24 protein-coding genes are annotated in these 24,198 nt (G+C 70.6%); 2 read left to right on the forward strand and 22 right to left on the reverse strand.

Annotated elements, in window-relative coordinates; genetic code table 11:
• From ACTWQC_RS04975 to ACTWQC_RS05065, 19 genes are all read right to left on the reverse strand, one after another.
• On the reverse strand, positions 1 to 1,170 hold the full coding sequence (locus tag ACTWQC_RS04975) for a DegT/DnrJ/EryC1/StrS family aminotransferase (RefSeq protein WP_443314281.1): 1,170 nt from the start codon (positions 1,168 to 1,170) through the stop codon (positions 1 to 3).
• A gap of 107 nt (positions 1,171 to 1,277) precedes the next feature.
• The gene (locus tag ACTWQC_RS04980; protein ID WP_443314282.1) at positions 1,278 to 1,868 is read right to left on the reverse strand and encodes an NADPH-dependent FMN reductase; all 591 of its coding nucleotides are present in this window, start codon (positions 1,866 to 1,868) and stop codon (positions 1,278 to 1,280) included.
• Positions 1,869 to 1,904: 36 nt separating this feature from the next.
• Complete coding sequence (locus ACTWQC_RS04985; RefSeq protein WP_443314283.1) at positions 1,905 to 3,179, reverse strand: activator-dependent family glycosyltransferase; 1,275 nt, start codon at positions 3,177 to 3,179, stop codon at positions 1,905 to 1,907.
• Positions 3,176 to 4,075, reverse strand: coding sequence for an SCO6745 family protein (locus ACTWQC_RS04990; protein ID WP_443314284.1), 900 nt, complete (start codon positions 4,073 to 4,075; stop codon positions 3,176 to 3,178). Before ACTWQC_RS04990 ends, ACTWQC_RS04985 begins: the two co-directional genes overlap by 4 nt.
• Positions 4,076 to 4,090: 15 nt before the next feature.
• Positions 4,091 to 5,683: an MFS transporter gene (locus ACTWQC_RS04995; protein ID WP_443314285.1), complete on the reverse strand. Its 1,593-nt coding sequence runs from the start codon at positions 5,681 to 5,683 to the stop codon at positions 4,091 to 4,093.
• A gap of 44 nt (positions 5,684 to 5,727) precedes the next feature.
• Complete coding sequence (locus ACTWQC_RS05000; protein ID WP_443314286.1) at positions 5,728 to 6,201, reverse strand: nuclear transport factor 2 family protein; 474 nt, start codon at positions 6,199 to 6,201, stop codon at positions 5,728 to 5,730.
• 201 nt (positions 6,202 to 6,402) lie between these two features.
• Positions 6,403 to 6,657 carry an acyl-CoA carboxylase epsilon subunit gene (locus ACTWQC_RS05005; RefSeq protein ID WP_443314287.1) on the reverse strand — a complete coding sequence of 85 codons (255 nt, stop codon included), beginning with the start codon at positions 6,655 to 6,657 and terminating at the stop codon, positions 6,403 to 6,405.
• Between the two features lie 14 nt (positions 6,658 to 6,671).
• Positions 6,672 to 8,219, reverse strand: a complete 1,548-nt coding sequence (locus ACTWQC_RS05010; RefSeq protein WP_443314288.1) for an acyl-CoA carboxylase subunit beta — start codon at positions 8,217 to 8,219, stop codon at positions 6,672 to 6,674.
• Positions 8,220 to 8,254: 35 nt separating this feature from the next.
• The gene (locus tag ACTWQC_RS05015) at positions 8,255 to 9,067 is read right to left on the reverse strand and encodes a 4'-phosphopantetheinyl transferase family protein (protein ID WP_443314289.1); all 813 of its coding nucleotides are present in this window, start codon (positions 9,065 to 9,067) and stop codon (positions 8,255 to 8,257) included.
• Entirely contained in the window at positions 9,064 to 9,450 is a 387-nt protein-coding gene (locus ACTWQC_RS05020; protein ID WP_443314290.1) for an acyl carrier protein, read from the reverse strand. The genes ACTWQC_RS05015 and ACTWQC_RS05020 overlap by 4 nt, the downstream gene beginning before the upstream one ends.
• A 2-nt stretch (positions 9,451 to 9,452) precedes the next feature.
• Positions 9,453 to 10,703, reverse strand: a complete 1,251-nt coding sequence (locus tag ACTWQC_RS05025; protein ID WP_443314291.1) for an MFS transporter — start codon at positions 10,701 to 10,703, stop codon at positions 9,453 to 9,455.
• A 143-nt stretch (positions 10,704 to 10,846) separates the two neighbouring features.
• Positions 10,847 to 12,871: an SDR family oxidoreductase gene (locus tag ACTWQC_RS05030; protein WP_443314292.1), complete on the reverse strand. Its 2,025-nt coding sequence runs from the start codon at positions 12,869 to 12,871 to the stop codon at positions 10,847 to 10,849.
• A 3-nt stretch (positions 12,872 to 12,874) separates the two neighbouring features.
• Positions 12,875 to 13,813, reverse strand: a complete 939-nt coding sequence (locus tag ACTWQC_RS05035) for an aromatase/cyclase (RefSeq protein ID WP_443314293.1) — start codon at positions 13,811 to 13,813, stop codon at positions 12,875 to 12,877.
• Positions 13,814 to 13,862: 49 nt separating this feature from the next.
• Positions 13,863 to 14,648 (reverse strand): 3-oxoacyl-ACP reductase, encoded by a 786-nt coding sequence (locus ACTWQC_RS05040; RefSeq protein WP_443314294.1) that lies wholly within the window; start codon positions 14,646 to 14,648, stop codon positions 13,863 to 13,865.
• Between the two features lie 150 nt (positions 14,649 to 14,798).
• Positions 14,799 to 15,068 (reverse strand): acyl carrier protein, encoded by a 270-nt coding sequence (locus tag ACTWQC_RS05045; protein WP_443314295.1) that lies wholly within the window; start codon positions 15,066 to 15,068, stop codon positions 14,799 to 14,801.
• A 41-nt stretch (positions 15,069 to 15,109) separates the two neighbouring features.
• A complete protein-coding gene (locus ACTWQC_RS05050; protein WP_443314296.1) occupies positions 15,110 to 16,357 on the reverse strand; it encodes a ketosynthase chain-length factor in 1,248 nt (415 codons plus the stop codon).
• Positions 16,354 to 17,628 carry a beta-ketoacyl-[acyl-carrier-protein] synthase family protein gene (locus ACTWQC_RS05055; protein ID WP_443314297.1) on the reverse strand — a complete coding sequence of 425 codons (1,275 nt, stop codon included), beginning with the start codon at positions 17,626 to 17,628 and terminating at the stop codon, positions 16,354 to 16,356. Before ACTWQC_RS05055 ends, ACTWQC_RS05050 begins: the two co-directional genes overlap by 4 nt.
• Positions 17,625 to 17,951: a TcmI family type II polyketide cyclase gene (locus tag ACTWQC_RS05060; RefSeq protein WP_443314298.1), complete on the reverse strand. Its 327-nt coding sequence runs from the start codon at positions 17,949 to 17,951 to the stop codon at positions 17,625 to 17,627. The genes ACTWQC_RS05055 and ACTWQC_RS05060 overlap by 4 nt, the downstream gene beginning before the upstream one ends.
• Before the next feature lie 25 nt (positions 17,952 to 17,976).
• The gene (locus ACTWQC_RS05065) at positions 17,977 to 19,446 is read right to left on the reverse strand and encodes an FAD-dependent monooxygenase (RefSeq protein WP_443314299.1); all 1,470 of its coding nucleotides are present in this window, start codon (positions 19,444 to 19,446) and stop codon (positions 17,977 to 17,979) included.
• A 496-nt stretch (positions 19,447 to 19,942) separates the two neighbouring features.
• On the opposite strand from ACTWQC_RS05065, the gene ACTWQC_RS05070 reads away from it, so the two are divergent.
• Complete coding sequence (locus ACTWQC_RS05070) at positions 19,943 to 20,764, forward strand: hypothetical protein (protein ID WP_443314300.1); 822 nt, start codon at positions 19,943 to 19,945, stop codon at positions 20,762 to 20,764.
• Positions 20,765 to 20,853: 89 nt separating this feature from the next.
• Here the strand turns inward: ACTWQC_RS05070 and ACTWQC_RS05075 are convergent, their stop codons facing one another.
• Complete coding sequence (locus ACTWQC_RS05075; RefSeq protein WP_443314301.1) at positions 20,854 to 21,531, reverse strand: response regulator transcription factor; 678 nt, start codon at positions 21,529 to 21,531, stop codon at positions 20,854 to 20,856.
• A 428-nt stretch (positions 21,532 to 21,959) separates the two neighbouring features.
• Between ACTWQC_RS05075 and ACTWQC_RS05080 the strand changes: the two genes are divergently transcribed.
• Positions 21,960 to 22,550, forward strand: coding sequence for a TetR family transcriptional regulator (locus ACTWQC_RS05080; protein WP_443314302.1), 591 nt, complete (start codon positions 21,960 to 21,962; stop codon positions 22,548 to 22,550).
• On the opposite strand, the gene ACTWQC_RS05085 is transcribed toward ACTWQC_RS05080, so the two are convergent.
• Positions 22,535 to 23,413, reverse strand: a complete 879-nt coding sequence (locus ACTWQC_RS05085; protein WP_443314303.1) for an NAD(P)H-binding protein — start codon at positions 23,411 to 23,413, stop codon at positions 22,535 to 22,537. The genes ACTWQC_RS05080 and ACTWQC_RS05085 overlap by 16 nt on opposite strands.
• A 23-nt stretch (positions 23,414 to 23,436) precedes the next feature.
• The gene (locus tag ACTWQC_RS05090) at positions 23,437 to 24,087 is read right to left on the reverse strand and encodes a ScbR family autoregulator-binding transcription factor (RefSeq protein WP_443314304.1); all 651 of its coding nucleotides are present in this window, start codon (positions 24,085 to 24,087) and stop codon (positions 23,437 to 23,439) included.
• Positions 24,088 to 24,198: the final 111 nt, after the last annotated feature.

Raw genomic sequence — 24,198 nt, forward strand, 5'->3', positions numbered from 1 at the left:
TCAGGCCCCGTCTCCGGGGGTGCCGCGGAAGGCGGACAGCCGGTTCTCGACGGACTTGCGTAGCTCGTCGACCACGGTCCGTACGTCCGCGTCGTCCAGCCCCTGGTGCAGCGGCAGCAGCAGCGTGGAGTCCGACGCCTCGTCGGTGCCGGGCAGCTCGCCTCCGTCCGCCCGGTAGACGGGGACCTTGTGCAGCGGCGGGTAGCGGAAGGTGGTGTAGATGCCGCGGTCCAGCAGGTCGGCGGCGACCTGGTCGCGGATGGCCGGGTCGAGCTGGATCCAGTAGAAGTAATGCGAGGCGGTGTGGCCGGGCGGCAGCGGCGCGGGCAGCGTGACGCCCTCGGCGCCGGCGAGGAGCCGGTCATAGCTCTCGGCGACCGCGCGCCGCCGGGCCACCGACTCCGGCAGCCGCCGCAGCTGGACACTGCCGATGGCCGCGGTGACGTCGTTGCCGATGATGCGCCGCCCGAAGTGCCGGACGTTCAGCTCCCACCAGCGGTGGGACACCTTCGCCGCAGCGAATCCGCTGGACTGCTCGAGCCCGTGGTAGGCCAACTGCCTCGCCCTGCGAGCCAGTTCGGGGTCGCGGGCGTAGAGCGCCCCGCCGTCCCCGGTGACCAGCACCTTCATCGAGTCGAAGCTCCAGACTGCGAGGTCGCCGAACGTACCGCAGGCAGTGCCGTCGGCGCTGGAGGCCACGGCGCAGGCGGCGTCCTCGATCAGGGTGACCCCGCGCGCCCGGCACAGTCGGGCGATAGCGGCGATGTCGCCCGGGTAACCGCCGTAGTGCAGCACCAGCACCGCTTTGGTGCGCGGCGTCAGGGCGCGGTCGATGTGGTCGGCGGTCGGGTTGAGAGTGCGCGGGTCCACATCGCAGAACACCGGGCGCGCGCCGGTCGCGGCGACGGCGTTGGCGGCGGCGACGAAGCTCACCGACGGCAGCACCACGTCGTCGCCCGGCCCGAGCTCGAGCAGCTCGGTGGCGAGGAAGAGCCCCGCGGTGCAGGAGTTGATGAACAGCACCTGCTCGGGCTCGGCCCCGATGTGCTCGGCGAACTCCGCTTCGAAGGCCTTGGTGCGCGGCCCGTGCCCCAGCCAGTTGCTGGCGAACACCTCCGCTACGGCCTGGAGTTCCTCATCGCCCAGACTGGGCTGGAATACGTTGATCATTCTGCGTCTCCCGAAGAAACGACAGGGCGGCGTGGCCTGACCACGCCGCCCTGTATGTCTGGCGTCCGGAGGTTGCGCCCGCCGCTGCTCGGCCGGACGCCGGGGCCTCAGCGCCGGTACGGAGTCCTCTCACGCGCCTCACGCAGCGCGTCCGCCCACCACACCAACTGGTCCAGGAGGGACTTGGCCGCACCCTCACTGCCATCCGGCGACAGCCGCCCCTCCTCGCCGAACTTCTCCCAGGCGTTGTGGAAGCTCAGCACATCCCGGACAGTCATCGCGTGCACCTCCGCGAAGATCTGGCGCAGGTGCTCCGTGGCTCGCAGCCCGCCGCCCATGCCCCCGTAGGAGATCAGGCCGACGGGCTTGGCCACCCACTCGTCGAAGAACCAGTTGATGGCGTTGCTCAGTGCCGGAGACGTGGTGTGGTTGTACTCGGGCGTCACCACGGCGAAGGCGTCGGCCTCGGTCAGCTTCGCGGAAAGCTGGTCGCGCACGGCCTTCGTCTCCGGTTGGGGGTCCTCGCCGAAGGGCGGCATCTGCAGGGGAAGCGGGTGGTCGAGCAGGTCGATGACATCGACGGTGACGTCGCCGTGCTCCCGCGCCTGCCGGGCGAACCAGTGCGCGACCGTGGGGCCGAAGCGTCCGCCCCGTACGCTGCCGATCAGCACAGCGAGCTTGATGGGCTTGTCGGACACGATTTTTCCTCCAGTGGATGACGGGCAGCGCGAGGGCTACGAGCGGTGCTTCTCGGTCAGCTTCACCAGTTCCGGCACGAGTGCGTCCGGTCCCGGCACCGCGGACAGGTCCGCGTACAGAGCGTTCGCTCCCTCCGCGAAGGAGGGCTCGTCCAGCAGCCGCAGGACCTGCTTCACCAGGTGGGAAACGGTGAGCCCGGCGCGCTCGGCGACGAGACCGGCGCCGAAGTCGGCGGCATAGCGGGCGTGGTCCACGAAGTCCCCGCCCTCCTTCGGGATGATCAGTTGGGGGACCCGTGCAAAGGCCGCGGCGACGAACGTGCCCGCACCGCCGTGGTGCACGATGGCGGAGCAGCTGGGCAGCAGCAGACTGAGCGGTAGGTAGTCGACGGTGCGCACGTTCTCCGGCACCGCGCCACGGTCGGCGAGCTGACGGCCGTCCACGGTGGCCACCATCTCGATGTCCAACGCTCCTACTGCATCCAGCAGTTCGGCGACCGGGACGGCATCGTCGGCGAAGAACTTCCGTCCGCTCACGCCGAGGGTCAGGCACACCCGGGGCCGCGTGGGTCGCTCGTGGAGCCACCCCGGCAGCGCCGCCGCCCCGTTGTAGGGGACCCAGCGGACGGGCACGTGGTCGAGATCGGTCGGCAGCCGCAGCCGCGGCGGCGTGGGGTCGACCGTCCACTGACCGACCAGCAGCTCTTCCGCGAATTCCTGACCCAGGCGCTGCAGCGTTGGCTGCATCATCGCGGCCATCAGGTCCTCGCGCGGCTCGGCGCCCGGCGCGTTCAGCCGCTTGACGAAACGCTCCCTCGCCCAGCCGAAGTGGTCAAGCCCCCACAGCAGCCTGGCGTGTGCGGCTCCGCACGCACGCGCCGCGAGGGGCGCGGGGAAGAAGAGCGGATCCCAGAGCACCAGATCCGGGCGCCAGGAGCGCGCGAAGTCCACCAGCGCGTCCACCATGGCCGGCTCGGACGGCGCCGGTAGGCGGGCCGGGTAGTAGTGCGCGAAGGGGGCCATCAGGTAGTGGCGCAGGGCGGTGTACAGATTGCGGTCCGCGGGGTCGAGGGCGAGGGCGCCGACGATGCGTTCCAGCTCCGCGTTGTCCGCGGCGGACCGGACCGAGGAGGCCAAGTCGGCCTCGGGCCCCAGGGGCACGGCAGTCAATCCGGCGCGGGTGGTCGCCTCGGCGATGTCCGGGTGCGATGCGATCCGCACCTCGTGCCCCGCGCTCTGCAGTGCCCAGGCGATCGGGACGATCGGGTACAGGTGCGCCGGGGCCGGCATGATCGTGAACAGGACCCTCACGGCGCCTCTCCCTTCGCGGTCTGCGCCCCACCGGTGAAGAACGGCAGCAGCGGGGCCGGGAAGACCCCGGTGGCCGCGGCCTGGTCGACCAGCTGCCCGACCAGCTGCGTCAGCCGTTCAACCCGCTGGGCACCCAGGGCGTCGTACGGATCGCGGTCGAGCCGGTCCGTGGTCACCTCCAGTTCATGGCGCATGCGGTGCCCGGCGGGTGTCAGCGCTCCGTCGGCGGCCATCAGGCCCTGGCGCCGCAGCCGCTGCTGGGCGGCGCTCCAGTCCCGCTCGGACCAGCCCCGCTTCGTCATCACCACGTCCTTGGGCATGCCGTCGCCGCTGGCGGTGTGCGAGACCAGTGCCTCCAGGCCGTCGAGCCCGGCCTCGCTGAGTGCGGTGACGTGACCGTCACCGCGGTGCTCGCGCAGCAGAGTGGCCGCGAACCACAGGGCGAGGTGCGGCTCATCGGGCACCGGCTGATCCGCGTGGGCGGAGTACAGTGGGCGTCCCTCCCGGCGGCATCCCTCGGTGACTCGCAGGGCCAGCTCCGCCGCCTCGGCGACCAGCGGCCCGGCGACGACGTCACCGCCCAGCGCGTCACGCAGGGTCAGGTCGACAGCCCGCAGCCGGGCCGCCCACACGGTCTCCGGCGTGGCCGCCCGCCACACTCCCGGGATGTGCCGGGCCACGAGATCGTGCCGAAAGCTGTAGAACGCCGCCGTGACCGTCCCGGCTCCGACAGGCCCCAGGGCGGCGGCCCGGCCGGCCAGGTAGACGGCCATGGGGTCGTCGATGCCGTACGCGACGAGCTCCTTGTCGAGATGGGGGGTGAAGTAGGCTGTCGAGTGCAGGGCGTTGAGTACGTCGTGGCAGCGGCGCACCGCGGCCAAGGACAACGTGGTCATGGGAGTGTGCCCCCGTCAGGTCGTGGCGCGTTGTGTGGATGGGGCCGGCTCGTCCGGCTCATCGGTCGGTTCACCCGGCTCCGCGGCCTTCCCCGTAGCCGGGACGTGGCGCAGCCGCGGCACCGCAACGGCTGCGAGAGCGACGGTGATGGCGCATCCGATGGCGGCCGTGGTGTGCAGCCCGCTGGTGAACGCCGCCCGAGTCCCGGCCAGCAACTGCTCGGCGAGCCCCTCGGGCAGCGTCCTAGCCGCATTGACCGCACCGCCGAGCGTGTCCCTGGCCGCCTCGGCGGCCCGGGCCGGAACGCCCTCGGGTACTGCGTCGTTGGCCTGGGTCCCGTACACGGCTGTGCCGACGCTCCCGATGACGGCCAGTCCCATGGACAGACCGAACTCGCTGCCGGTCTCCGAGATCGCTGAGGCCGCTCCCGCACGCTCCGGAGGGGCCGAACCCACCATCATGTCCGTGGTCAGGGTCATCGTCGGCCCAAGGCCGAGGGAGAGCACCACGAAGGCGCTGATCAGGAGCGTGAGCCCGGAGTCCGGAGTCACTTGCGTCATGGCGGCGAAGCCGACGGCCGACAGCAGCAAACCGACACCCATCACAGCGGCTGGACGGATCCTGCGGACGGCGGCGGGGGCCAGCATGGCGCCCACGATCCCGGCGGCGGTCGACGGCAGCGTCCACAGTCCGGCCTGCAGCGGGGACAGCCCCACCACCAGCTGAAGGTACTGGCCGATGAACAGCTGGGTCCCCGCCATCGCGAAGACGCCCAGGGTTTGCGTGGTCAGAGCCGTGGAGAAGGTGCGATCGGAGAACAGCCGCAGGTCCACGAGCGGGTCACGCAACGCGCGCTGCCGCCGCACGAAGACCACGCCGAGAGCGAGGCCGACGAGGAAGGCGGCTCCGGCGGACCAGTCCACGCCGTGCTCGGCCAGCTGCTTGATTCCGTAGACGCCCGGCAGCACGGCAGCCAGCGACAGCAGCACACTCACCAGATCCAGGCGTCCGGCCTCGGGAGCGCGGTACTCGGGCAGGAGAACGGGGCCCAGGAGCAGCAACAGCAGCATCACGGGTACGCCCAGCAGGAAGGCCGAGCCCCACCAGAACCTCTCCAGCAAAGCGCCGCCGACGAGGGGGCCGATCGCTCCACCCACCATGAAGCTGGTCATCCAGGTGCCGATGGCAACACCGCGCTGGGCGGAGTCGGGGAACATGTGGCGGATCAGCGACAGGGTCGAGGGCATCAGGGTCGCGCCCGCGATGCCCAGCAGCCCGCGGGAGAGGATGAGCAACTCGGCGCTGGACGACAACGCGGCGAGCACCGACGCGACGGCGAAGGCGCTACCACCGGCCAGGAGCAGCCTGCGCCGACCGATCCGGTCCCCGAGCGCCCCCATCGTGATCAGCCACCCGGCGATCAGGAACCCGTAGACATCGAGGATCCAGAGCAGTTGGGTGCCGCTGGGGCGCAGATCAGCGCTCAGTGCGGGCACCGCCAGGTGCAGCACCGTCAGATCCATGGAGACGAGCAGGGTTGGAAGGACCAGCACCGCCAGCCCGATCCACTCCCGCCGTCCGGCCAGGGGTGGAGCAGTGGTGTTCATGGAAGATCAACCCTCACGGTGTCGGGGGCCGTCCTGGGCCCCGGTCACGGCTTCGGTCCTGCGGACCAGGTCAGATGGAAGGCCCACCGCTGAAAGCGCCAGCCCTCAGCCGTGCGCACCGCCTCTCCCTCGTAGTGGCCGCCGATGTCGAACAGCGGTCCCTCACCCGGATGCACATGGGTGGCGAGCATGTGGAAGCGGACGCCGGCCCGGTCTCCGTCCAGACCGATGAGATAGTTCGAGGCGAGATGGTGCGTCCGGTCGAATTTCCTCTTCGCCTGGTAGTGAAATTCAGCCACTCCGTCCAAGCCTTCGTGATCACCGATCGGGAAGCTCAGCCGGACGTTCTCGGTAAAGATGGAGCGGGGCCAGGAATCGTCGAATCCCGCCTCGTCCTGCGTGTCCAGCAAGACGACATAGCGATCAATCAAGGCTGCGATCTCGGAACGGTCGACGAGCTTCCGGATCTGCTCCTCAAGCAGAGCAGACCCGGTTCCGGAACCCACCGCGGTCGGCAACACGAATCCTCCCGTTCGGATTGCTGACTGCCCCGACGAAGGGCAGAAATGACGGACTCGAAATTAATGCGCCCGATGCCGTTGCCAGTCTCTTGGCACGACTCAGGACACCGCAATTCACTTAACGAAGACTTGTAGCTGCGGGCCTTCCGCGAGGATCTCCTCGCAGTCGGAACGCTAGGAGCTCAACTCGGGTTGAGGTCAAGGAGCACGATCCCGTCCCCCGTCGCCCCGGCGCTGCCAGGTGCGCGGGCCGGTGAAGCCGGGCTCCCGCTCCGGGCGCGCCCAGTGGGCCACCGCACGCCGGGGCCGGGAGAGGTCGTCGGGGTCGGCTCCGACGGCGGCGGTGCGGGCCAGGAGCACCGCGGTGAGCGCGGCGAGTTCGGTGGCGTTCGGATTGCCCTTGGCGATGCGGATGAGCTGGTGCTCTTCCGGCTCGGTCGCGTGCTGTGCCACGGCCACCTCCCCTGTCACTGCGGCGGGTTGCCGTGCTTGCGGTGCGGCAGCTCGGCATGCTTGGCCCGGAGCATCGCGAGCGAACGGATCAGCACCTCGCGCGTCTCGCCGGGGTCGATGACATCGTCGACCAGTCCGCGCTCTGCGGCGTAGTACGGGTGCATGAGCTCGGCCTTGTACTCCTTGATGCGCTGCTGGCGTACCGCCTCGGGGTCGTCAGCCGCGGCGATCTGCTTGCGGAAGATGACGTTCGCGGCGCCCTCGGCGCCCATCACCGCGATCTCGTTCGTCGGCCAGGCCAGCGCGATGTCGGCGCCGATGGACCGCGAGTCCATCACGATGTAGGCGCCGCCGTACGCCTTGCGCAGCACCACCGAGATCCGCGGCACCGTCGCATCGCAGTACGCGTACAGCAGCTTCGCGCCACGCCGGATGATCCCTTCGTGCTCCTGATCGACGCCGGGCAGGAAGCCGGGCACGTCGACGAGGGTGACCAGGGGGATGTTGAACGCGTCGCAGAACTGCACGAAGCGCGCGGCCTTTTCACTGGATTTGATGTCCAGCACCCCGGCCATGGACAGCGGCTGGTTGGCGACGAAGCCCACCACCTGCCCGTCCAGCCTGGCCAGTGAGCAGACGATGTTGGCGGCCCAGGAGGCGCTGACCTCGAAGTGTTCCCCGTCGTCGGCGAGTTCCTCGATGACCTGGCGGATGTCGTACGGCCGGTTCCCGTCGAACGGCACCAGCTCCCGCAGCGCCTTGGTGGGACGGTCGGCCAGGTCGTCGGCCGGTACGGCGGGCGGGAGTTCGCGGTTGTTGGACGGCAGGAGGGACAGCAGGTAGCGGACCTCCTCCAGGCAGGTCTCCTCGTCGTCGTAGACGAAGTGGGCCACGCCGGAGGTGTCGGCGTGCACGTCGGCGCCGCCCAGCCCGTTGTGCGTGATGTCCTCGCCGGTGACCGCCTTGACCACGTCGGGCCCGGTGATGAACATCTGCGAGGTGTCGCGGACCATGAACACGAAGTCCGTCAGCGCGGGCGAGTACGCGGCCCCGCCCGCGCACGGGCCCAGCATCACGCTGATCTGCGGGATCACCCCGGACGCCCTGGTGTTGCGGCGGAAGATCCCGCCGTATCCGGCGAGTGCCGTGACGCCCTCCTGAATCCGCGCGCCCGCGCCGTCGTTCAGCGACACCAGCGGCGCCCCGGCGGCGATGGCCCGGTCCATCAGCTTGTGGATCTTGTCCGCGTGCGCCTCGCCGAGCGCACCGCCGAAGATCCGGAAGTCGTGCGCGTAGACGAAGACGGTCCGGCCGTCCACCGTGCCCCACCCGGTGACCACACCGTCGGTGTAGGGCTTCTTGTTCTCCAGCCCGAAGCCGGTCGCCCGGTGCCGCCGCAGCGGCTCGATCTCTTGGAACGACCCCTTGTCCAGTAGCAGTTCGATCCGCTCACGGGCGGTGAGCTTGCCCTTGGCGTGCTGACGTTCGGTCGCCGCCGGGTCCGGGCCCTGCCGGGCCTCTTCCTTGATCGCGTTGAGTTCGTCCAGGTGCTCTTGCGTCATGCTCGGCACTCCCCTGTCTGGATCCTTCCGTCAGATCAAGCCGGCAAGCCGGCCCGCGTTGCGGGCGCCGGTGCGGTCCAGCGCGGCGACGCGATCGCGTCGATGACGGCCCCAGCGTCCTCGGCGTACAGGCAGTCGGCGGGCAGCCAGCGAATGGTGGTGGGCCAGGTCACGTCGCCGCGCACCGCGGCGGCGGCGACATGGATGGTGTGGCTGGAGCCGCAGGGCACATTGCGCACGGTCCACTCCGGCGGGTAGGGCGGCGCCGCGGTGCCGCCCTCGCCGAGGTAGTCGGCCGTCAGGTCACGACTGAGCCCGGTCCCGATGCCCTTGAGGTACGCCTCCTTGCGGGTCCACAGCCGCCCGAAGGCCGTCAGCCGGTCCGGCCGTGCGTGGCGTTGGAGCTCGGCCTGCTCGACCGGGTGCAGCGCCGGGCTGCACAGCTCGACGGTCTCCTCGCCCGGGAACTTCTCCACGTCCACCCCGACCGGCTCCGTAGCCACGCCGAAGAGCGCCAGCCCGTTGCTGTGCGACAGCGAGAAGTGCAGCGGGGCCGGACGGCCGGCCACGGCCGGCCGGCCGTGCGACTCACCGCAGCCGGGGCAGGGCTCGCGGGTGAAGCGCACCTCCCCCGGCGGGATCCGCAGATACGAGGCGAGCAACCGCCGCAGCGCGATGTGCGCCGACAGGTACAGCAGCCGGTCATGGGTACGGCAGAACGAATCCGCGCGCGCCATTTCCCGCTCGTCGAGGTCGGACACCACCAGCGGGTCGCCGGGCAGCTCGGTCCACGGCTGCCGCAGCATCCACAGGTCGAGCCGGCCCTTCGCCGGCCGGCCTGGGTTCATCGCAGACCGCCGACGGAGAGGGCTGCCTCCTCTCCGGGCCCTCCCAGCGGATCCTCCATCAGCAGGGCGAGCTTGGCGGCCAGCTCGGCCACGCTCTCCGTCCGCAGCACCTGTAGCACGCCCACCTCGACGTCGAGCGCCAGCTCGAGCAGCCGCTTGAGCTGCAGTCCAATGATCGAGCCCACTCCCTGGGTGTGCAGCGGACGCCGGGCGTCGACCCGGTAGGCGGGCGGTATGTCCAGGACGCGGGTCAGCTCCTGGCAGATGAAGTCCTCGATGACCCGGGTCCGCTCGTCGACGTCGGCGTTGCGCAGCGCCTCGAGGTCGGGGGCCGGGGTTCGGCCGTCGCGTGTGGTGGCGGCCCGTTGGCTCAGTGTCGTCATCGTCAAGGTCCCTTTCGTGTGCTGTGTGATGAGCGCAGTCCACTGACTGCGACGAGCAACCCGAGGCCGCCGACAGCGGTGATGAGCAGCACTGCCGGGCGCTCGCCGGGGAAGGTCTCGCGCACCGCCGCGACCAGGCACAGCATCAGCACCGCCCCCAGCTGCACCCCGGTCTGATAGAGCGGGACGGCCAGCGCCCGGTCCGCGGCGGACACGCTCGCGGTGGCCTGCATGTTCAGCGCGGCGAAGGCGAGCACGAACCCGGCGCCGACCAGCAGCAGCGTCGGCAGCAGCCCCGTCGCGTAGCCGTCCTTGCCGAACGGCACCAGCTGGAAGCCGTAGCCGAGCGCCGGGGCGAGGGCGCCCAGGGCGATCAGCCGGGGCGCGCCGAACCGGGCCACCATCCGCCCGGCGAACAGCACGGAGACTGCCAGCGGCAGACAGGCGGGCAGAAAGGCCAGCGCGGTCTGCCAGGGCGTGAAACCGTGCTCGTTCTGCAGCACGAAGGTGGTGAGCAGGAGCAGGCTCAGATAGGTGCCGTTGAGTGTGGCGGCCCCCAGTGCCGACCGGGTCAGAGGACCGTTGCACAGCAGCGCGGCCCTCAGCAGCGGCGGTGCGGTGCGGCGCACGGCGGCGTCCTGGTCCTTGGCCTCCTCGGGAATGAGCCGGGCCGCGAAGGGCAGCAGCACCAGCGCCACCGGGGCGGGGAACAGGATGGTCCAGTGCCAGTCGGCCCCGGTCAGAATGCCGGAGAGCAGCAGTCCCGCGGTGAACCCGGCGGCGCCGAAGAGCGAGTAGACCGACACGGCCCGGCGCTGTTGTGGGCCCTCGGGGAAGGTGGTGCTGATGATGGCGAGACCGGTGGGGGCGGTCAGCGCCGCGCACACGCCCTTGACCACCCGGGTAATGATCAGCAGGGCCGCGCTGTCGGTCAGGCCGCCGACGAGTGAGGCGGCGGCGAACACCAGCAGGGCCGCGAGATAGACGCGGCGCCTGCCCCAGCGGGCCGTGACGCGCGGGCCGAGGAGCAGCAGCGCCGCGAAGCCCAGGGCGAAGCCGCTCATCACCCACTGCACGTCCCACAGGGAGAGCGCCAGGTCGTCGGCGATGGTGGGCAGTGCCACGAGCACCACCGACACCTCGAGCGCGTCAAGGAGCATGTTGCCGGCGAGCACGCAGAGCAGCACCCACAGTCTGGGGTGCGGCCGGGGCGCGGTGTGCGGGGTGTGCGAGTGGGACAGCGTGCTTGTCATATCGGTGTCCACCGCCGTGTGCGCAGGTCGGGTGTGGTCGGGCGAGAGCGAGATGGGCCGGCCGCGGCGGTTGTACGGGGAGAACGTCGCGGCCGGCCCGCCGGCGCCCCGGCGGGGGATTCCGGGCGCCGGTGTCTGACCGCTTAGCCGCCGAGCAGCGTGCCGCCGCTGGCGTCCAGGTAGGAGCCAGTGATCCAGCGGGCGTCGTCGCCGGCCAGGAACGCCACCACGGCGGCCACGTCGTCGGTCTCCCCGACCCGGTTGAAGGCGGACAGCGCCGCCATCTGTGCCGCGGCCTCGGGGATGTCGAAGACCGGGGTGCCGTTGTTGGTGATGCCGGGTCCGACGCTGTTCACGGTGATGTTGCGGGGCCCGAGGTGCTTGGCGAAGTGGAGGGTGAGCTGGTCGATGGCTCCCTTGGTCATCGCGTACGCCACCTCCTGCGGGTTGGCGAAGCGGGTCAGCCCGGAGGAGATGTTGATGATCCGGCCGCCGTCGGGCATGTTGCCCACGGCGCGCTGCAGGATGAAGAAGGGGGCTTTGGCGTTCACCGCGTAGAGCCGGTCGAACTGCTCGGGGGTGACGTCCTCCGGTGCCACGCCGCCCATCACCCCGGCATTGTTGACCAGGATGTGCAGGTCGGTGGCACCGGTGCGCTCTTTCAGGCCCTGTTCGAGCGCGAGGAACAACTCGTGGACATCGCCGGTGACGCCCAGTTCGGCCTGGATGGCGAACGCCCGGCCCCCGTCCTTCTCGATCGAGGCAACGACCTCGTCGGCGGCCTCGCGGCTGCTCGAGCCGTGCACGGCGACCAGTGCGCCCTCCCGCGCCAGCCGCACCGCCGTCGCCCGGCCGATGCCCCGGGTGGAGCCCGTGACGAGCGCGGTCCTGCCGGTGAGCGTGCCCATGGTAGTCCTCCTGTGCGTGGTGGCGGTGATGATGTGCTGCCGGGCGGGGGCGTGCGGCCGGGCTGGGTACGGGTTCTCCAGGCCGCTGATCATCGCGGCGAGGTGGCGTGGCACCGGGCCGAGCCGCAGCAGTTCGGCGAAGACGGCGCGCAGGGCGTCCACTTCGGGCCCGCCGAGCAGCAGCTGGGCCTGTGCCTCGATGTTGTTCAGCGCGCGCTGCCCGGCCGGGTGGCGGGTGGCGTGGTATCCGTCCAGCAGCGCCTCGTCAGGCCGGTCACCGAACTGTGCGGCGAGCCTCCAGCCGAGGTCGGCGGCGTCCTGCAGGCCGAGGTTGAGCGCCTGCCCGCCGACGGGCAGCTGAACGTGCGCGGCGTCCCCCGCCAGCAGCACCCGGCCGCGGCGGTACTCGGTGACCTGGCGGCGGGCATTGCCGAAGGCGTTGACCCACACCGGGCTACCGTGCCCGATGTCCTCACCGGTGACGCGCCGCCAGGCCGCCGCCACCTCGGCGAAGTCCGGCTCCCCGGAGCGGTGCCGGGGCGTGCTGCCGTACTCGTGCACCATGACCCGGGTGGTACCGTCCGGGCCACGGGCGGCGATGGCCAGTCCGTGCGGGTGCCGCTCGAAGCGGCGGCCCGGGATGTCGATGTCCGCGACGTCCGCCCGCAACAGCTCCTTGGTGGCGTCCGTGCCGGGGAAGTCGAAGCCGGCCAGGCGCCGCACCGTGCTCTTCTCTCCGTCGCAGCCGACCACAAAGGCGGCGCGCAGCCGCAGCGGGACCCGGTCGGGCCCGACGGCCTCCACCTCGACGCAGCCGGGCCGCTCGGCCAGGCCGGTGACCCGGTGCCCGCGCCACACCTCGGCGCCCAGCGCCACGGCCCTGCGGTGCAGCACTGCCTCGATCCGGGTCTGCGGCGCCTTCCACTGTCCGGCGTGCGGGTGGGCGGGGTCGGCCACGGTGAGATCCAGCGGGATGCCGCCGAAGTGGCCCGTGCCGCCGGGCGGCGGTGGGCCCAGCTGGTCGAGCAGGCCGCGCTCGTCGAGCAGCTCCATGGTCCGGGCGTGCAGCGTCGAGGCCCTTGACTCCGTGGTCGGCTCGGCCAGTTGCTCCAGCACGGTCACCCGGGCCCCGCCGGAGCGCAGCTCGACACCGAGCAGCAGGCCGACGGGGCCGGCACCGACGACGATGACGTCGGCGTCGAGGTCCGTGTCAAGGTCGGCCTCCAGCACGGCGCTTGATGTCGTGGGCTGCCTGGACATGGTTCAGCGCCGCGCTTCCGCGTATTCCTTGGCGTGGCCGAGGGTGGCCCGGCTGTTGGTGCCGAGCGCGTTGCGGATGAACGAACGCGCCTCGGCGACCCCCGCGTCGGGGCCGAGGATCCTGGTGATGTTCTCGGTGTTGAGTACGACCGTGTGCTGCGAGGTGGCGGTGGTGACGCCGTTGTCGTCCTCCGTCAGCTCCCAGTAGCCGGTGTGCAGCTTCATCAGGCCGGGCAGCGTGGTCTGCTTGTAGGCGATCTTGTGGTGCGGGAAGCAGACCCGCACCGACTCGGTGGTGTGCGACGAGCCGTCCTTGGTCAGGGTGTCCATGCGCAGCACCTGCAGCCCGGGGGTGTCCTCCCTCAGGTCTACGTGGGCGACGTGCGGCAGCCGCTGCTTCCACCGGTGGGCCTCATTGATGAAGTCGTACACGTCCTTGGCGGAGCCGTTGATCTCGACGCTGTCCTCGAAGGACAAGGTCAGCTCGGTCGCGCCGGTGGCGAGCTCGACGTTGGCCTTGAGCGAGGCGAGCTCGGAGCGGCTGTTGCGGTCGACGGCCTGGTCGATCCAGGCCAGCTTCTCGGGGTCGTCGCCGACGGCCCGGTAGTCGTGGAGCAGGCGTACCCGGGCGGAGCTCTCCCCGAGCGGCTCGATGATCCACGTACCGCCCATCGCCGCGACCGGCGGAGCGGGCACCTCCTGCCGGAAGGTGATGCGCAGCCGTTCGGGCTCCAGAGTGCGGCGGGAAGTCCAGTTCTTGGCCTCCCCGTTGGCGGTGGCCCAGATCCGGATCCGCTCCTCGAGCTCGCCACGCTCGACGTGGTCGACGTAGACGGACGGGGGGAAGATACGCGGCCAGTTCTCCACGTGGGCGATCAGCCGGTACACCTCGGTGGCCGGGGCTTCGATGGTGATGTCGTGCTCGACCTCACGCACGGTCATGTCTTCTCCTTGGCTTGGCGTGGCCGGGGCGGGGCGTGGGGGCGGATCGTCAGAAGTTGCCCAGGCCGCCGCAGACGTTGAGCGCCTGCGAAGTGATCGAGGCGGCGGTGTCGGAGGCCAGATAGCCGATGAGCCCGGCGACCTCCTCGGGGGTGGAGTAGCGGCCGAGCGGGATCTTGCCCTGGAACTTCTCCAGGATCTTCTCCTCGCTGGTGTCGTAGGCGGCGGCGTAGCCCTGCCGGACGCGCTGCGCCATGGGGGTCTCCACATAGCCGGGGCACACCGCGTTCACGGTGATGCCGGTCGGGGCCAGCTCGTTGCCCAGCGCCTTGGTGAAGCCGACGACGCCGTGCTTGGAAGCGGAGTACGGAGCGCCCAGGACGACGCCCTGCTTGCCCGCGGTGGAGGCGACATTGACGATCCGGCCGCGCTTTCTGTTCCGCATGCCACCGGTGTTCAGCACCTCACGGGTCATCAGGAAGACGCTGTTGAGGTTGGTGTTGATGACGTCGAACCACAGCTCGTCGGCGATGTCCGCGGTCACGCCGCCGCCGGACCGGCCCGCGTTGTTGACCAGGACGTCCACCGGTCCGTAGCGGTGGACGGCGGCCTGCACGAAGCGGCCGATGTCCTCCGGTGACCGCACGTCGCACGGCATGCCGTCGACGTCCAGGCCCTCGGCCTGGAGCTCCTTGACCGTGTCGGTCACGCTGTCCTCGGTGCGGGCGCAGAGGAACACCTGGTGTCCCTGCTGAGCCAGCAGCCGGGTCACGGCGAGCCCGATTCCACTGGTCGCGCCGGTGACGATGGCGACCCGCCGGTCCTGCTGCGTCATCTCTGTCTCCTGGAAGTCGGTTGGCCTGGTGGTGCGGGGCGGATGTGCCGCTGCCGCCGCACCGGAGCGCGAGCGGCGGCAGCGGCCCGTACGCACGGGTGGCGGCGCGTACGGTTCGGGGTTGGGGTGGGTACGAGTAGGGGTGTGGGGTCAGGCGGCCGTGACGGGTGCCAGGTGGGCGTTGACGACCTCGAGCAGGGCGCGCGGCGTCTCGGCGTCGGTCAGCGCGGAGTCGTCCAGCGTGATGCCGTACTCCCGCTCGATCCGGCCGCCGGTCTCCAGCAGCGCCAGCGACTCGTAGCCGAGCCGCTCGAAGTCGGTGTCGAGGATGTCGCCGTCGAGGTCGACGCCCTCGTCGGCTCCCGCGCCCTCACGCAGGATCCGCCTGAGGTCCTCGAGGGTGAATTCGGTTGCTGACATGTGTGTCCTCTCGTTCGTTTCTCAGTAGTGGCCGTCGAACGTCAGCGGCCACAGGTCCGCGCCACGACCGCGGAGTTGAAGCCGCCGTGGCCGCGGCCCAGGACCAGGGCGGCACGCAGCTGCGAGGCCCGTCGCGGCTGCGCGGTGACGAGGTCGATGTCGTACTCGTCGGCCAGGGTCACGTGCGGGGTCGGCGGGATGATCCCGTCCCGCATCGCCAGGAACGCGGTGGCCAGATCCAGCGGAGCGGCTCCGGAGTACAGCCGCCCGGTCATCGTCTTGGGCGCGGTGACCGGCACGGCGCGCGGTCCGAAGACCTTGGCGATGGCCTCGGCCTCGATCCGGTCGAGCTCGGGGATGGCAGCGGCGTCCGCGAAGACCACGTCGATCTCCTCGGGCCCGGTGTCCGCGTCCTCCAGCGCCAGCTCGACGGCCTTTTGCAGCCCGGGGCCCCGCCCGCTGCCGGGCCGGGGGTCGAAGGTCGAGCCGTAGCCGGCGATCTCCCCGTAGATGCGCGGGGCGCGGCGGCTGCGGGCGCTCTCCAGGTCCTCCATGACCAGCAACGCCCCGCCCTCGCCCGGTACATGGCCGCTGGCCGCCGCGTCGAAGGGCAGATAGGCCCGTTCGGGGTCGTCACTGGTGCTCAGCCGCTTGCTGGCCAGCAGGGCGACCCAGCCCCAAGGGCAGATCGAGGCGTCGATGCCGCCGGAGATGATCAGCCGGGTGCCCTTGCGGATCTGGCGGCGGGCTTGGGCGACGGCGTCCAGCCCGCCGGCCTGGTCGCTGACGACCACGCCGCTGGGCCCGCGCATGCCGTTGCGTATGGAGATCTGGCCGCTGTTGACGGCATAGAACCAGGCGAACGACTGGTACGCACTGACGTACTGGCTGCCCTTGCTCCACAGGTTCTGCAGCTCGCCCTGGCCGAACTCGAAGCCGCCCGACGAGCTGGCGGTGACCACGCCCATGTCGTACTCGGGCAGATCGCCCGGTTGCACGGCCGCGTCGGCGAACGCGCAGTCGGCGCCGACCAGGGCCAGCCGGGTCACCCGGTCAGTCTGCGGGATGAGCCGCCCCGGCAGATGTTCCTCGACCGCGAAGCCCTCGATCTCCCCGGCCAGCCTGGCCGGGTACTGCGAGGGGTCGAAACGGGCGATACGGCCGATGCCGTGGGTGCCGCTGCGAGTCGCGGCCCAGTAGTTCTCCACGCCCAGGCCGTTGGGTGCGGCGATGCCGAGGCCGGTGACGACTACCTTGCCCTTCCTCTCGCCGTTCTCGCCGGTCGTCATGCGCCACTCCTCTCGGGACGGGCGAGCACCGTGGCGCTCTGGAATCCGCCGAATCCGCTGCCCACGGACAACACCGTGTCGGTCTGCCACTCCCGCGCGGTCAGCGGCACATAGTCGAGGTCGCACTCGGGGTCGGGGGTGTGCAGGTTGGCCGTGGGCGGCACCACGCCGTGTTCCATGGCCAGGGCCGACGCGGCGATCTCGATGGAGCCGATGGCGCCCAGCGAGTGACCGACCATCGACTTGATGGAGCTGACCGGGGCGCGGTAAGCGTGCTCGCCCAGGCTGCGCTTGAAGGCCGCGGTCTCGTGCCGGTCGTTCTGCTTGGTGCCCGAACCGTGCGCGTTGATGTAGTCGATGTCCTGCGGGTTCAGCCGGGCCTCGTCGAGGGCGACCCGGATGGCCTCGGCCATCTCCCGCCCATCGGGGCGCAGCCCGGTCATGTGGAAGGCGTTGCACCGGGAGGCGAAGCCGGCGATCTCCGCGTAGATGCGCGCCCCGCGCCGCCTAGCGCCCTCCAGCTCCTCCAGCACGAAGACAGCCGCCCCCTCGCCCAGGACGAATCCGTTACGGGTCCCGTCGAACGGGCGGGAGGCGTGTTCCGGGTCGTCGTTGCGTGGTGTGGTCGCCTTGATCGCGTCGAAGCAGGCGACGGTGATGGGTGAGATGGGTGCATCGGTGGCACCTGCCACCATCACGTCGGCCGTGCCCTCCCGGATCAGCTCGGTGGCGTGCCCGACCGCGTCCAGACCCGAGGTGCAGCCGGTGGAGACCACCGTGCTGGGCCCCTCGGCGCCGACCGCCCAGGCAACCTCGGCGGCGAACGAGCTGGGGACCAGGTAGTTGTACAGGTGCGGCACCGCGTACTCGTGGTCGACCAGGTCCAGCCGTCCGCTGTCGCTGACCGTGCGGTACTCCCAGTCGAGACCCGTGGTCGCGCCAACCGCGCTGCCGATGGTCACGCCGGTGCGGTAGGGGTCGAGCCCGGCGAACTCCAGTCCGCTGTCGGCCACCGCCTCCCGGGCGGTGACCACGGCGAACTGCGCTGCCCGGTCCATCCGCCGCACCTCCTGCGGGGTGAGCCCGTGCAGGTCCGGGTCGAAGTCGGCCTCCGCCGCGACCTGGGAGCGGAACGGGGAAGGGTCGAAGGAACTGATCCTGCGGGTGGCGGTGCGGCCATCGGTGAGCAGGCTCCAGAAGTTCTTGGTCCCCACTCCGCCCGGCGCGATGACCCCGATGCCGGTGATGACGACGCGCCGACCGCCGCTCACAGCGCACTCCAGTGGTAGAAGCGGCTGGCCATCGCGTCGGCGGGCGAACGCCAGGTGGCCGGGTCGTACGGCTCGATGAACGGCTTCAGATCCGCGCTGATGCCGACGAAGCGGGGGTCGTTCTTGGCCGCCTCGATGCGCTCCCCGCCGTCCTCGGAGTCGAAGTCCTGCAGGTGGAAGTAGAGCCCCCGGTACGAGAAGAGCTGCCGGCGCCGGGTGCCCATCCCGTGCGGCATGTCAGTCTCGTCGAAAGCCGCGAACAGCCTGGCGACATCCTGGGCGGAGCCCGGCTCCATGCGGGCCACGATCAACGTACTGTGCATGTGTCTGTCTCCTTGTGGGCTAGACCTATCGGGCGGGGCCGAACCACCGCTCCAGGGCCATGGGAAGGTCGTGGTGGCTGCCAGGCGCGGCCCAGGCGACATGGCCGTCGGGGCGGATGAGCACCGCAGCGGTGTCCGCCAGCGGACCGTCGCTCCAGGCGCCCTCGGGCGTGCCGGTGACGATGTCGATCCGGTCCCTCCAGCCCGCCGCCCGGCGGCGCAGCTCGGGGTTGTCGGCGAGATCCAGCAGGACGCCGTGCCCCTGGTGCAGCAGTTCGGCGGAGCTGGTGGAACGGCCGTCCCGGGTCAACCGCAGGCGGGGCATGCGCAGGCCGAGCAGCGGATGGCTGCCGGAGCCGACGTCGTAGCGGACCTCCAGGCCGCTGACCATGGCGGCCAGATGGCGGCTGACCTCCTCGTACCGGATCAGCTCGGCGAGCACGTCGCGCAGCGGCTGCATCTCCTCGCCGCTGAGGAAGAGCAGGCCCTGGGCCTGGGTGTTCATCAGCAGCCGGTGCCCCACCGGGTGGCGTTCGTCGTGGTAGGTGTCCAGCAGCGCCTCGGGCGCGGTGCCGCGGACCACGGCGGCCAGTTTCCAGCCGAGGTTCACCGAGTCCTGGATGCTGGTGTTCATGCCCTGGCCGCCGGCCGGGAGGTGGATGTGTGCGGAGTCGCCGGACAGCAGCACCCGGCCGCGCCGGTACTCGGTCACCTGGCGAGTCGCGTCGCCGAACGCGCTGACCCACACGGGCTCGGCGTCGGAGATGTCGATACCGGTGAGCCGTTTCCAGGCGTCGGCGACCTCCGCGAAGGCGGGCGGCTCGGCACGCCGCTGCGGCGGGGTGCCACGCTCGCAGACGATGATGCGGGTGATGCCGCCGGGCAGTGGGCCGACCATGACCATGCCGCCGGGCACCGTCTCACCGATCATGCGCGGCTCGAGCTCGACGCCACGCAGGTCGGCGAGGTACATCTCCATGGTGGCGGCGGTGCCGGGGAAGTCGAAGCCCGCGGCCTTGCGGACGGTGCTGCGGCCGCCGTCGCAGCCCACCACCCAGGCGGCATGCAGGGTCTGTTCCCCGTCCGGGCCGCGCACGTCGATCCGGACGCCGTCCCCGTCGTCATGCAGGGACAGCAGCTCGTGGCCGCGGCGGATGTCCACGCCGAGCTCCGTCGCCCACTGCTCGAGTATGGCCTCGGTGGCGGACTGCGGCACGGTCTTGGCGGCCTGGTGCGCGCCCTCCAGGACGCCGAAGTCGACGGGGATGCCGCCGAAGTGGCCCTGGTTGCTGGTCTCGATGTCGCCGAAGCGGCGCAGCAGGCCCCGCTGGTCGAAGACCTCCATGGTGCGGGCCGTGAAGCCCAGTCCGCGGGACTCGCCGGTGCGCCCGGGAAGGCGTTCTATGACGGTGACGTCGACGCCGGCGAGGCGCAGTTCTGCAGCGATCATGAGTCCGGCCGGACCGGCGCCGGCAACGATGACTGGAGCGTCCATTACCTCTCCTAGGAGGGTCGGGAAACGGAACGAATTACGCCCGCACGCGGACGGAAGGAAAAAGCGAGGCCGCATGGGCTCGCTTGGCGCGGACTTACCGGCCCGCTCCGGTTGCCGGAGCCGGTCCGCGCAATCGCCCCGCCGCGGGACCTTTGCGGTTTCCCCGCGGTCCGGCGCCTCCCGCGACACGGATGTTTGCGGCTTTGAGTGGCCTCTGCCTCGCCGCATACAGCGCACCGGGAAAGGCGCGCCGCGCTCCTCTCGGCGCAGTTCGGGGGAAGCTAGATAACAGCTTCTTCGGCGGCCGAAGCGCCGTCAAGGAAGATCGCTCAAGAGAACCGCAAACCTGTGTCAAGGAATTGAAACTCCTCAGCACGGCGTCAATTACCGTGTGGCGAACGAAAAATATCCACGGCCGTACTTGGCCCTCCCGCCCCCTCTCCCTAGCGTCCGGAACGTGCAACCAGGCACGAGTCCTTTCGCGAGGGAGAGCGACATGGAACGGGTGGAACTCTGTGAGGGTGCCGAATGCCGCCGGGTGGCGGCGGGGGGCGGAGGCCGGCTCTGCGCCACATGCCAGGCCCGGCTCGCCGCCGACATCCGCGCGTTGCCGCGGCTGTACGACTCCCTGGGCCAGATACTGGGCGGCGGCCGCGCCGAGCTGCGGGAGCGGACCTCGGGCGGCCACCTGCCCGGCATGCCCTTCAACGCCGCGGCCTCGGAGGCGCGTTCGGCCATCCATGGTGTCCTGTGCTCCTGGGCCGCGATGGTCGCCGAGGAACGCGCGGTGACGCCGCCGGCGCGTACCGTGCGGCACCTGGCCGACTTTCTCGTCCGGCACCTGGCGTGGCTGGCCGGGCACGACGCCGTGGCCGACCTCACCGTCGAGATGGCCCGGCTCGCCCGCCGGGGCCGGCGGATCGCCGACCCCGACCCGGTGCGCCGGGTGCCCGTCGGCGCCTGTGCGGAGCCAGGCTGCTCCGGCACACTGATCGCCCTCCTACGGCCTGGGACGGCCGCTGAGTTGGCGGAGATACGGTGCGACGTGGACCCGGCGCACCAGTGGGCCGCGCACGAGTGGACCCGGCTGGGCCGGCGCCTGCGCGGTCTGACCGCTCGGCCGGCGGGGTCGCAGACGGGACGGGTGGCCTGGCTGACGGCCGCCGAGATCTCGCGGCTGTGGGACATCTCGTCCGGCAGTGTCTACCGGCTGGCCAGCGAGCACCGCTGGAGGCGCCGCAGCCGGGGAGGGCGCGCCTATTACCACGAGGACGACGTCACGGACGCCTTGCGGGAGAGGGAACCGCGCTCGGCATAGCGGCCCGTCGCAGTGGCCCCGCACACCATTGAGGGGCGGCGCCTGTGGCGCCGCCCCTCGCTCCTTCCTCACCCCGTCGCCGCGGGCCCTCACCCGTTCCCGAACAGGAAGCCGACACCGCGCACGGTGCGGATCCAGTTGCTGGAGCCGAGCTTCCCGCGCAGGGTGCTCACGTGCGTATCGATGGTGCGGCTGACGTGCGGGCTCGCGGTGTGGGTCATGGGGTCACCCCAGATCTCGGCCATCAACTGACGGCGCGAGATGACCACACCAGGGTGGCTGGCGAGGTAGTAGAGCAGGTCGAACTCCTTACGGGTCACCTCCACCAGTCCTCCGTCGAGCCACACCTCGCGGGTGGCCGCGTCGATGCGCAGCGGACCATGCTCGATCGCCGGATCAGTGGCCGGGTGCCGCGGCCGGACCCGCCGCATGACGGCGTCGATCCGGGCCATCAGCTCCCGGAAGCCGTACGGCTTGTTCAGGCAGTCGTCCGAACCCGCCTGCAGTCCGAGCACCCGATCCGACTCGTTGCTGTGGTCGGTGAAGGCGATGATCGGGGTGTCGCCTGCCGCCCTGATGGTGCGGCACACCTCCAGCCCGTCGATGTCCGGCAGTTCCAGGTCGAGCAAGACCAGGTCCGCGTCGCGGTACGTATCCAGCGCCCGGGATCCCGTGGCGACTCCGACCGCGACATAGCCGTGGCGGCGCAGACCGCGGATCAGGGACTCGGCGACATCCACCTCGTCCTCGACTACGAGTACATGCATGGCCATCCCCAAGGTTGACGGCCGACCAGGCGGTCGGCACTGCTCTCTGCCTGCCAACGGGAGCCGGGTACCAGCGTGCATTACCCCCGTTCAGCACTCTGACAGCATAACAAACCGTCCGGGCTGTTTTTCAAGTCCAGGTCAAGCATTGACCGTAACGCCACCATCCGCTTCCCTCGTCGAACGGACTGCGATACAACCGCCTTCACACCCAGATACCCGCATCGAACTGCACGTATGTACCGGCCACAGAAGCGGCAATCCACGAGAGGGGCCTCGGGCTAGGATCGCCAAAATAAGACCATGCAGTCTGTTTTCTCGATCTTCGGGCAGACTAGGATAACCAAAGGTGTCCAGCCAGACACGAGCAGTCATGAGCGTGCCGTGTCCGGAGCGAACGCCACAGACCGAGGGGACGGGACCGCCCCATGCAGTTACGAGCCGAACACACACGACAAGCCCTCATCGACGCAGCTGCCCAGCTGTTCGACAGCAAGGGGCTGAGGGCCACCGGCCTGCTCGACATCAGCCGGAGTGCAGGGGTGAGCAAGGGCGCGCTGTACTTCCACTTCGGCTCGAAGGATGAGCTGGCCACCGCGGTGTGGCGTGAGGCCCGCAGCCGCGCGCACAGCCTTGCGCGGCGGCACTTCCCAGCCACCGCTGCTCCGGCTGTGGCCTCGGTGGCCCGGTTCGTCGTGGCCCTCACCTCCGAGATGCGGCGGGATCCGGTACTGCGAGCCGGAATCCGGCTGGAGGCAGAGGGCGAGCTCGACCAGCTCACCGGACCCACGCTGCGCCAGGAGTGGTTGACCTTTCTGGACTGCCATCGCCCGGAAGGCCAAGACGGCCGCTTCGTAGCACAGTTGCTCGCTGCCGTGACGGCCGGCCTGGAAGTGCTCGGACGTGAGGACGACACCTGGTGGGCGGGAGAGACCGTTGCCGGGATCTGGAAGCTGCTCCTGCGCCTCGTCCCGTCCGAAGCGACACTCAGCGCGCCGGAGAGTCAGGCGTCATCCTGACGATGTCGGCCGGCCGGCGCGAAATACAGCCCGTGTTCGTCGGCCCAGTCGGCATAGCTTCGCGCGGGCCGCCCGATCAGCCGCTCCACAGTGGGGTTCACCTGACCGCCGTTCCCCAGGAGCCTCCGCTCGGCGATCTCCAGCAGCGCCTGGGCCACCGGCGCCGGATAGCGGCTCTCGAGCAACTGCCGTGTCTGCTCACGGGACTGCTCGCGAAACACCAGAGGGCGCCCCAGCACGGTGCCGAGGATCGCAGTCTGCTGACGGGCCGTCAGCGACTCGGGTCCGGTCAGTGCGTAGGCCCGGCTTGCGTGGCCCGGCTCGGTCAGCGCACGGGCCGCGACGGCCGCGATGTCATACGGGTCGACACAGGCCGACGGTGCGTCACCCGGCCAGGCGGACACGGTGCCCTTCGCCCTGATGTCCGGTGCCCAGCCGAGCGAGTTGCTCATGAACGCTCTGGGCCGCAGCAGGGTCCACTCCAGCCCCGATGTCCGAACGCAGTCCTCGGTCTCCCGTTGCCAGCGCGTGATGAGGTCGTCGGCGCTCGAATCGGTGACGCCCAGCGCGGAGAGCTTGACCAGCCGCTGGACTCCGGCCCGGGCGGCAGCGGTGATCAGCTCGGCATCGTGTGCGGGGCGCAACGGGTTGTTGGTGACGATCAGCGCCGCCCCGACCCCGGACAGCGCCCGGCGCAGCGTGGCGGGCTCCTCGAAGTCCCCCACCACCGTCTCGGTCCGCGCCGTCGGCTCCGGCAGCCGCGCCGGATCCCGGGTCAACAGCCGTACGGCATGGCCCTCGTGGGCCAGCAGCCGTGCGGTCCGCCGTCCCACCGTTCCGCTCGCTCCGGTGAGCAGAATCATTCATATCCCCCGTATGCACAGACCTAGACCGAAGCCGTCGGACGCTCCATCTCGGCGACCACCCGCGCCCCGCGGTCAGGGGCCGCATCCAGGTGGGCCAGCACGGCGGGCACCGCGATCCCGGGCAGCACGTGCCGGTAGAACACGGAGACCTCCTCTTCCAGATCGGCCAGGTGTGACCCGGCCTTCGAGAGGATCAGAATCCCGTTGAAGGACGCGACCACGAAGCGGGCCGTCTGCCGCGGCACCACATGCGGGAGCACCTCGCCCCGCTTCTTGGCCTCGGCCAGCAGGGCGGCCGTCACGTCGATCCACCCCTCCTGCGGGCCCACCCGGAACAAAGTCTGCAGGCTCGGATCGGTCAGCAACTGGGACCCGGCCCGCAGCACGGGGTCGCGCGGGAAGCGGTGCGCGAGCACCATCCCCGTGTCCACCCACTCCTGCAGCTTGGAAGAACGCGCCGGAAGCTCCTCTTCCGTCAACTGCCCCTCGAGCACTCCATGCAGCAGAGCCTCCTTCGAGGCGAAGTGGAAGTACAGCGATCCCTTGGTCACGCCCGCCCGGGAGAGAATCTCGGAGATGCTGGCGGCGGCGTAGCCGCGCTCGGCGAAGACCTCCGCCGCAGCCTCCACGATCTGCCGACGGGTCCGGATCGCACGCTCCTGCTGCGCCATCGCGGCCTCCTGCCTCCTCGCTTCAGGGCCTTCCACCACGGGCGAAGCACCAGACTGGCGAGTGCAGTGACGGCGCCCTGACAGAAAACCAAACCGAACGGCACGTATATT

The sequence above is a fragment of the Streptomyces sp. 8N616 genome (assembly GCF_052246385.1).
In the GTDB taxonomy this organism is placed as follows: domain Bacteria; phylum Actinomycetota; class Actinomycetes; order Streptomycetales; family Streptomycetaceae; genus Streptomyces.

Coding starts and splice junctions, on each gene's coding strand:
- ACTWQC_RS05045 (WP_443314295.1), bottom strand. CDS start 15,068: ATGTCAGCAACCGAATTCACCCTCGAGGACCTCAGGCGGATCCTGCGT.
- ACTWQC_RS05015 (WP_443314289.1), bottom strand. CDS start 9,067: ATGAACCCAGGCCGGCCGGCGAAGGGCCGGCTCGACCTGTGGATGCTG.
- ACTWQC_RS05075 (WP_443314301.1), bottom strand. CDS start 21,531: ATGCATGTACTCGTAGTCGAGGACGAGGTGGATGTCGCCGAGTCCCTG.
- ACTWQC_RS05020 (WP_443314290.1), bottom strand. CDS start 9,450: ATGACGACACTGAGCCAACGGGCCGCCACCACACGCGACGGCCGAACC.
- ACTWQC_RS05030 (WP_443314292.1), bottom strand. CDS start 12,871: ATGTCCAGGCAGCCCACGACATCAAGCGCCGTGCTGGAGGCCGACCTT.
- ACTWQC_RS05025 (WP_443314291.1), bottom strand. CDS start 10,703: ATGACAAGCACGCTGTCCCACTCGCACACCCCGCACACCGCGCCCCGG.
- ACTWQC_RS05040 (WP_443314294.1), bottom strand. CDS start 14,648: ATGACGCAGCAGGACCGGCGGGTCGCCATCGTCACCGGCGCGACCAGT.
- ACTWQC_RS05035 (WP_443314293.1), bottom strand. CDS start 13,813: ATGACCGTGCGTGAGGTCGAGCACGACATCACCATCGAAGCCCCGGCC.
- ACTWQC_RS05080 (WP_443314302.1), top strand. CDS start 21,960: ATGCAGTTACGAGCCGAACACACACGACAAGCCCTCATCGACGCAGCT.
- ACTWQC_RS05010 (WP_443314288.1), bottom strand. CDS start 8,219: ATGACGCAAGAGCACCTGGACGAACTCAACGCGATCAAGGAAGAGGCC.
- ACTWQC_RS05085 (WP_443314303.1), bottom strand. CDS start 23,413: ATGATTCTGCTCACCGGAGCGAGCGGAACGGTGGGACGGCGGACCGCA.
- ACTWQC_RS05065 (WP_443314299.1), bottom strand. CDS start 19,446: ATGGACGCTCCAGTCATCGTTGCCGGCGCCGGTCCGGCCGGACTCATG.
- ACTWQC_RS04975 (WP_443314281.1), bottom strand. CDS start 1,170: ATGATCAACGTATTCCAGCCCAGTCTGGGCGATGAGGAACTCCAGGCC.
- ACTWQC_RS04990 (WP_443314284.1), bottom strand. CDS start 4,075: ATGACCACGTTGTCCTTGGCCGCGGTGCGCCGCTGCCACGACGTACTC.
- ACTWQC_RS05070 (WP_443314300.1), top strand. CDS start 19,943: ATGGAACGGGTGGAACTCTGTGAGGGTGCCGAATGCCGCCGGGTGGCG.
- ACTWQC_RS04995 (WP_443314285.1), bottom strand. CDS start 5,683: ATGAACACCACTGCTCCACCCCTGGCCGGACGGCGGGAGTGGATCGGG.
- ACTWQC_RS05060 (WP_443314298.1), bottom strand. CDS start 17,951: ATGCACAGTACGTTGATCGTGGCCCGCATGGAGCCGGGCTCCGCCCAG.
- ACTWQC_RS05050 (WP_443314296.1), bottom strand. CDS start 16,357: ATGACGACCGGCGAGAACGGCGAGAGGAAGGGCAAGGTAGTCGTCACC.
- ACTWQC_RS05090 (WP_443314304.1), bottom strand. CDS start 24,087: ATGGCGCAGCAGGAGCGTGCGATCCGGACCCGTCGGCAGATCGTGGAG.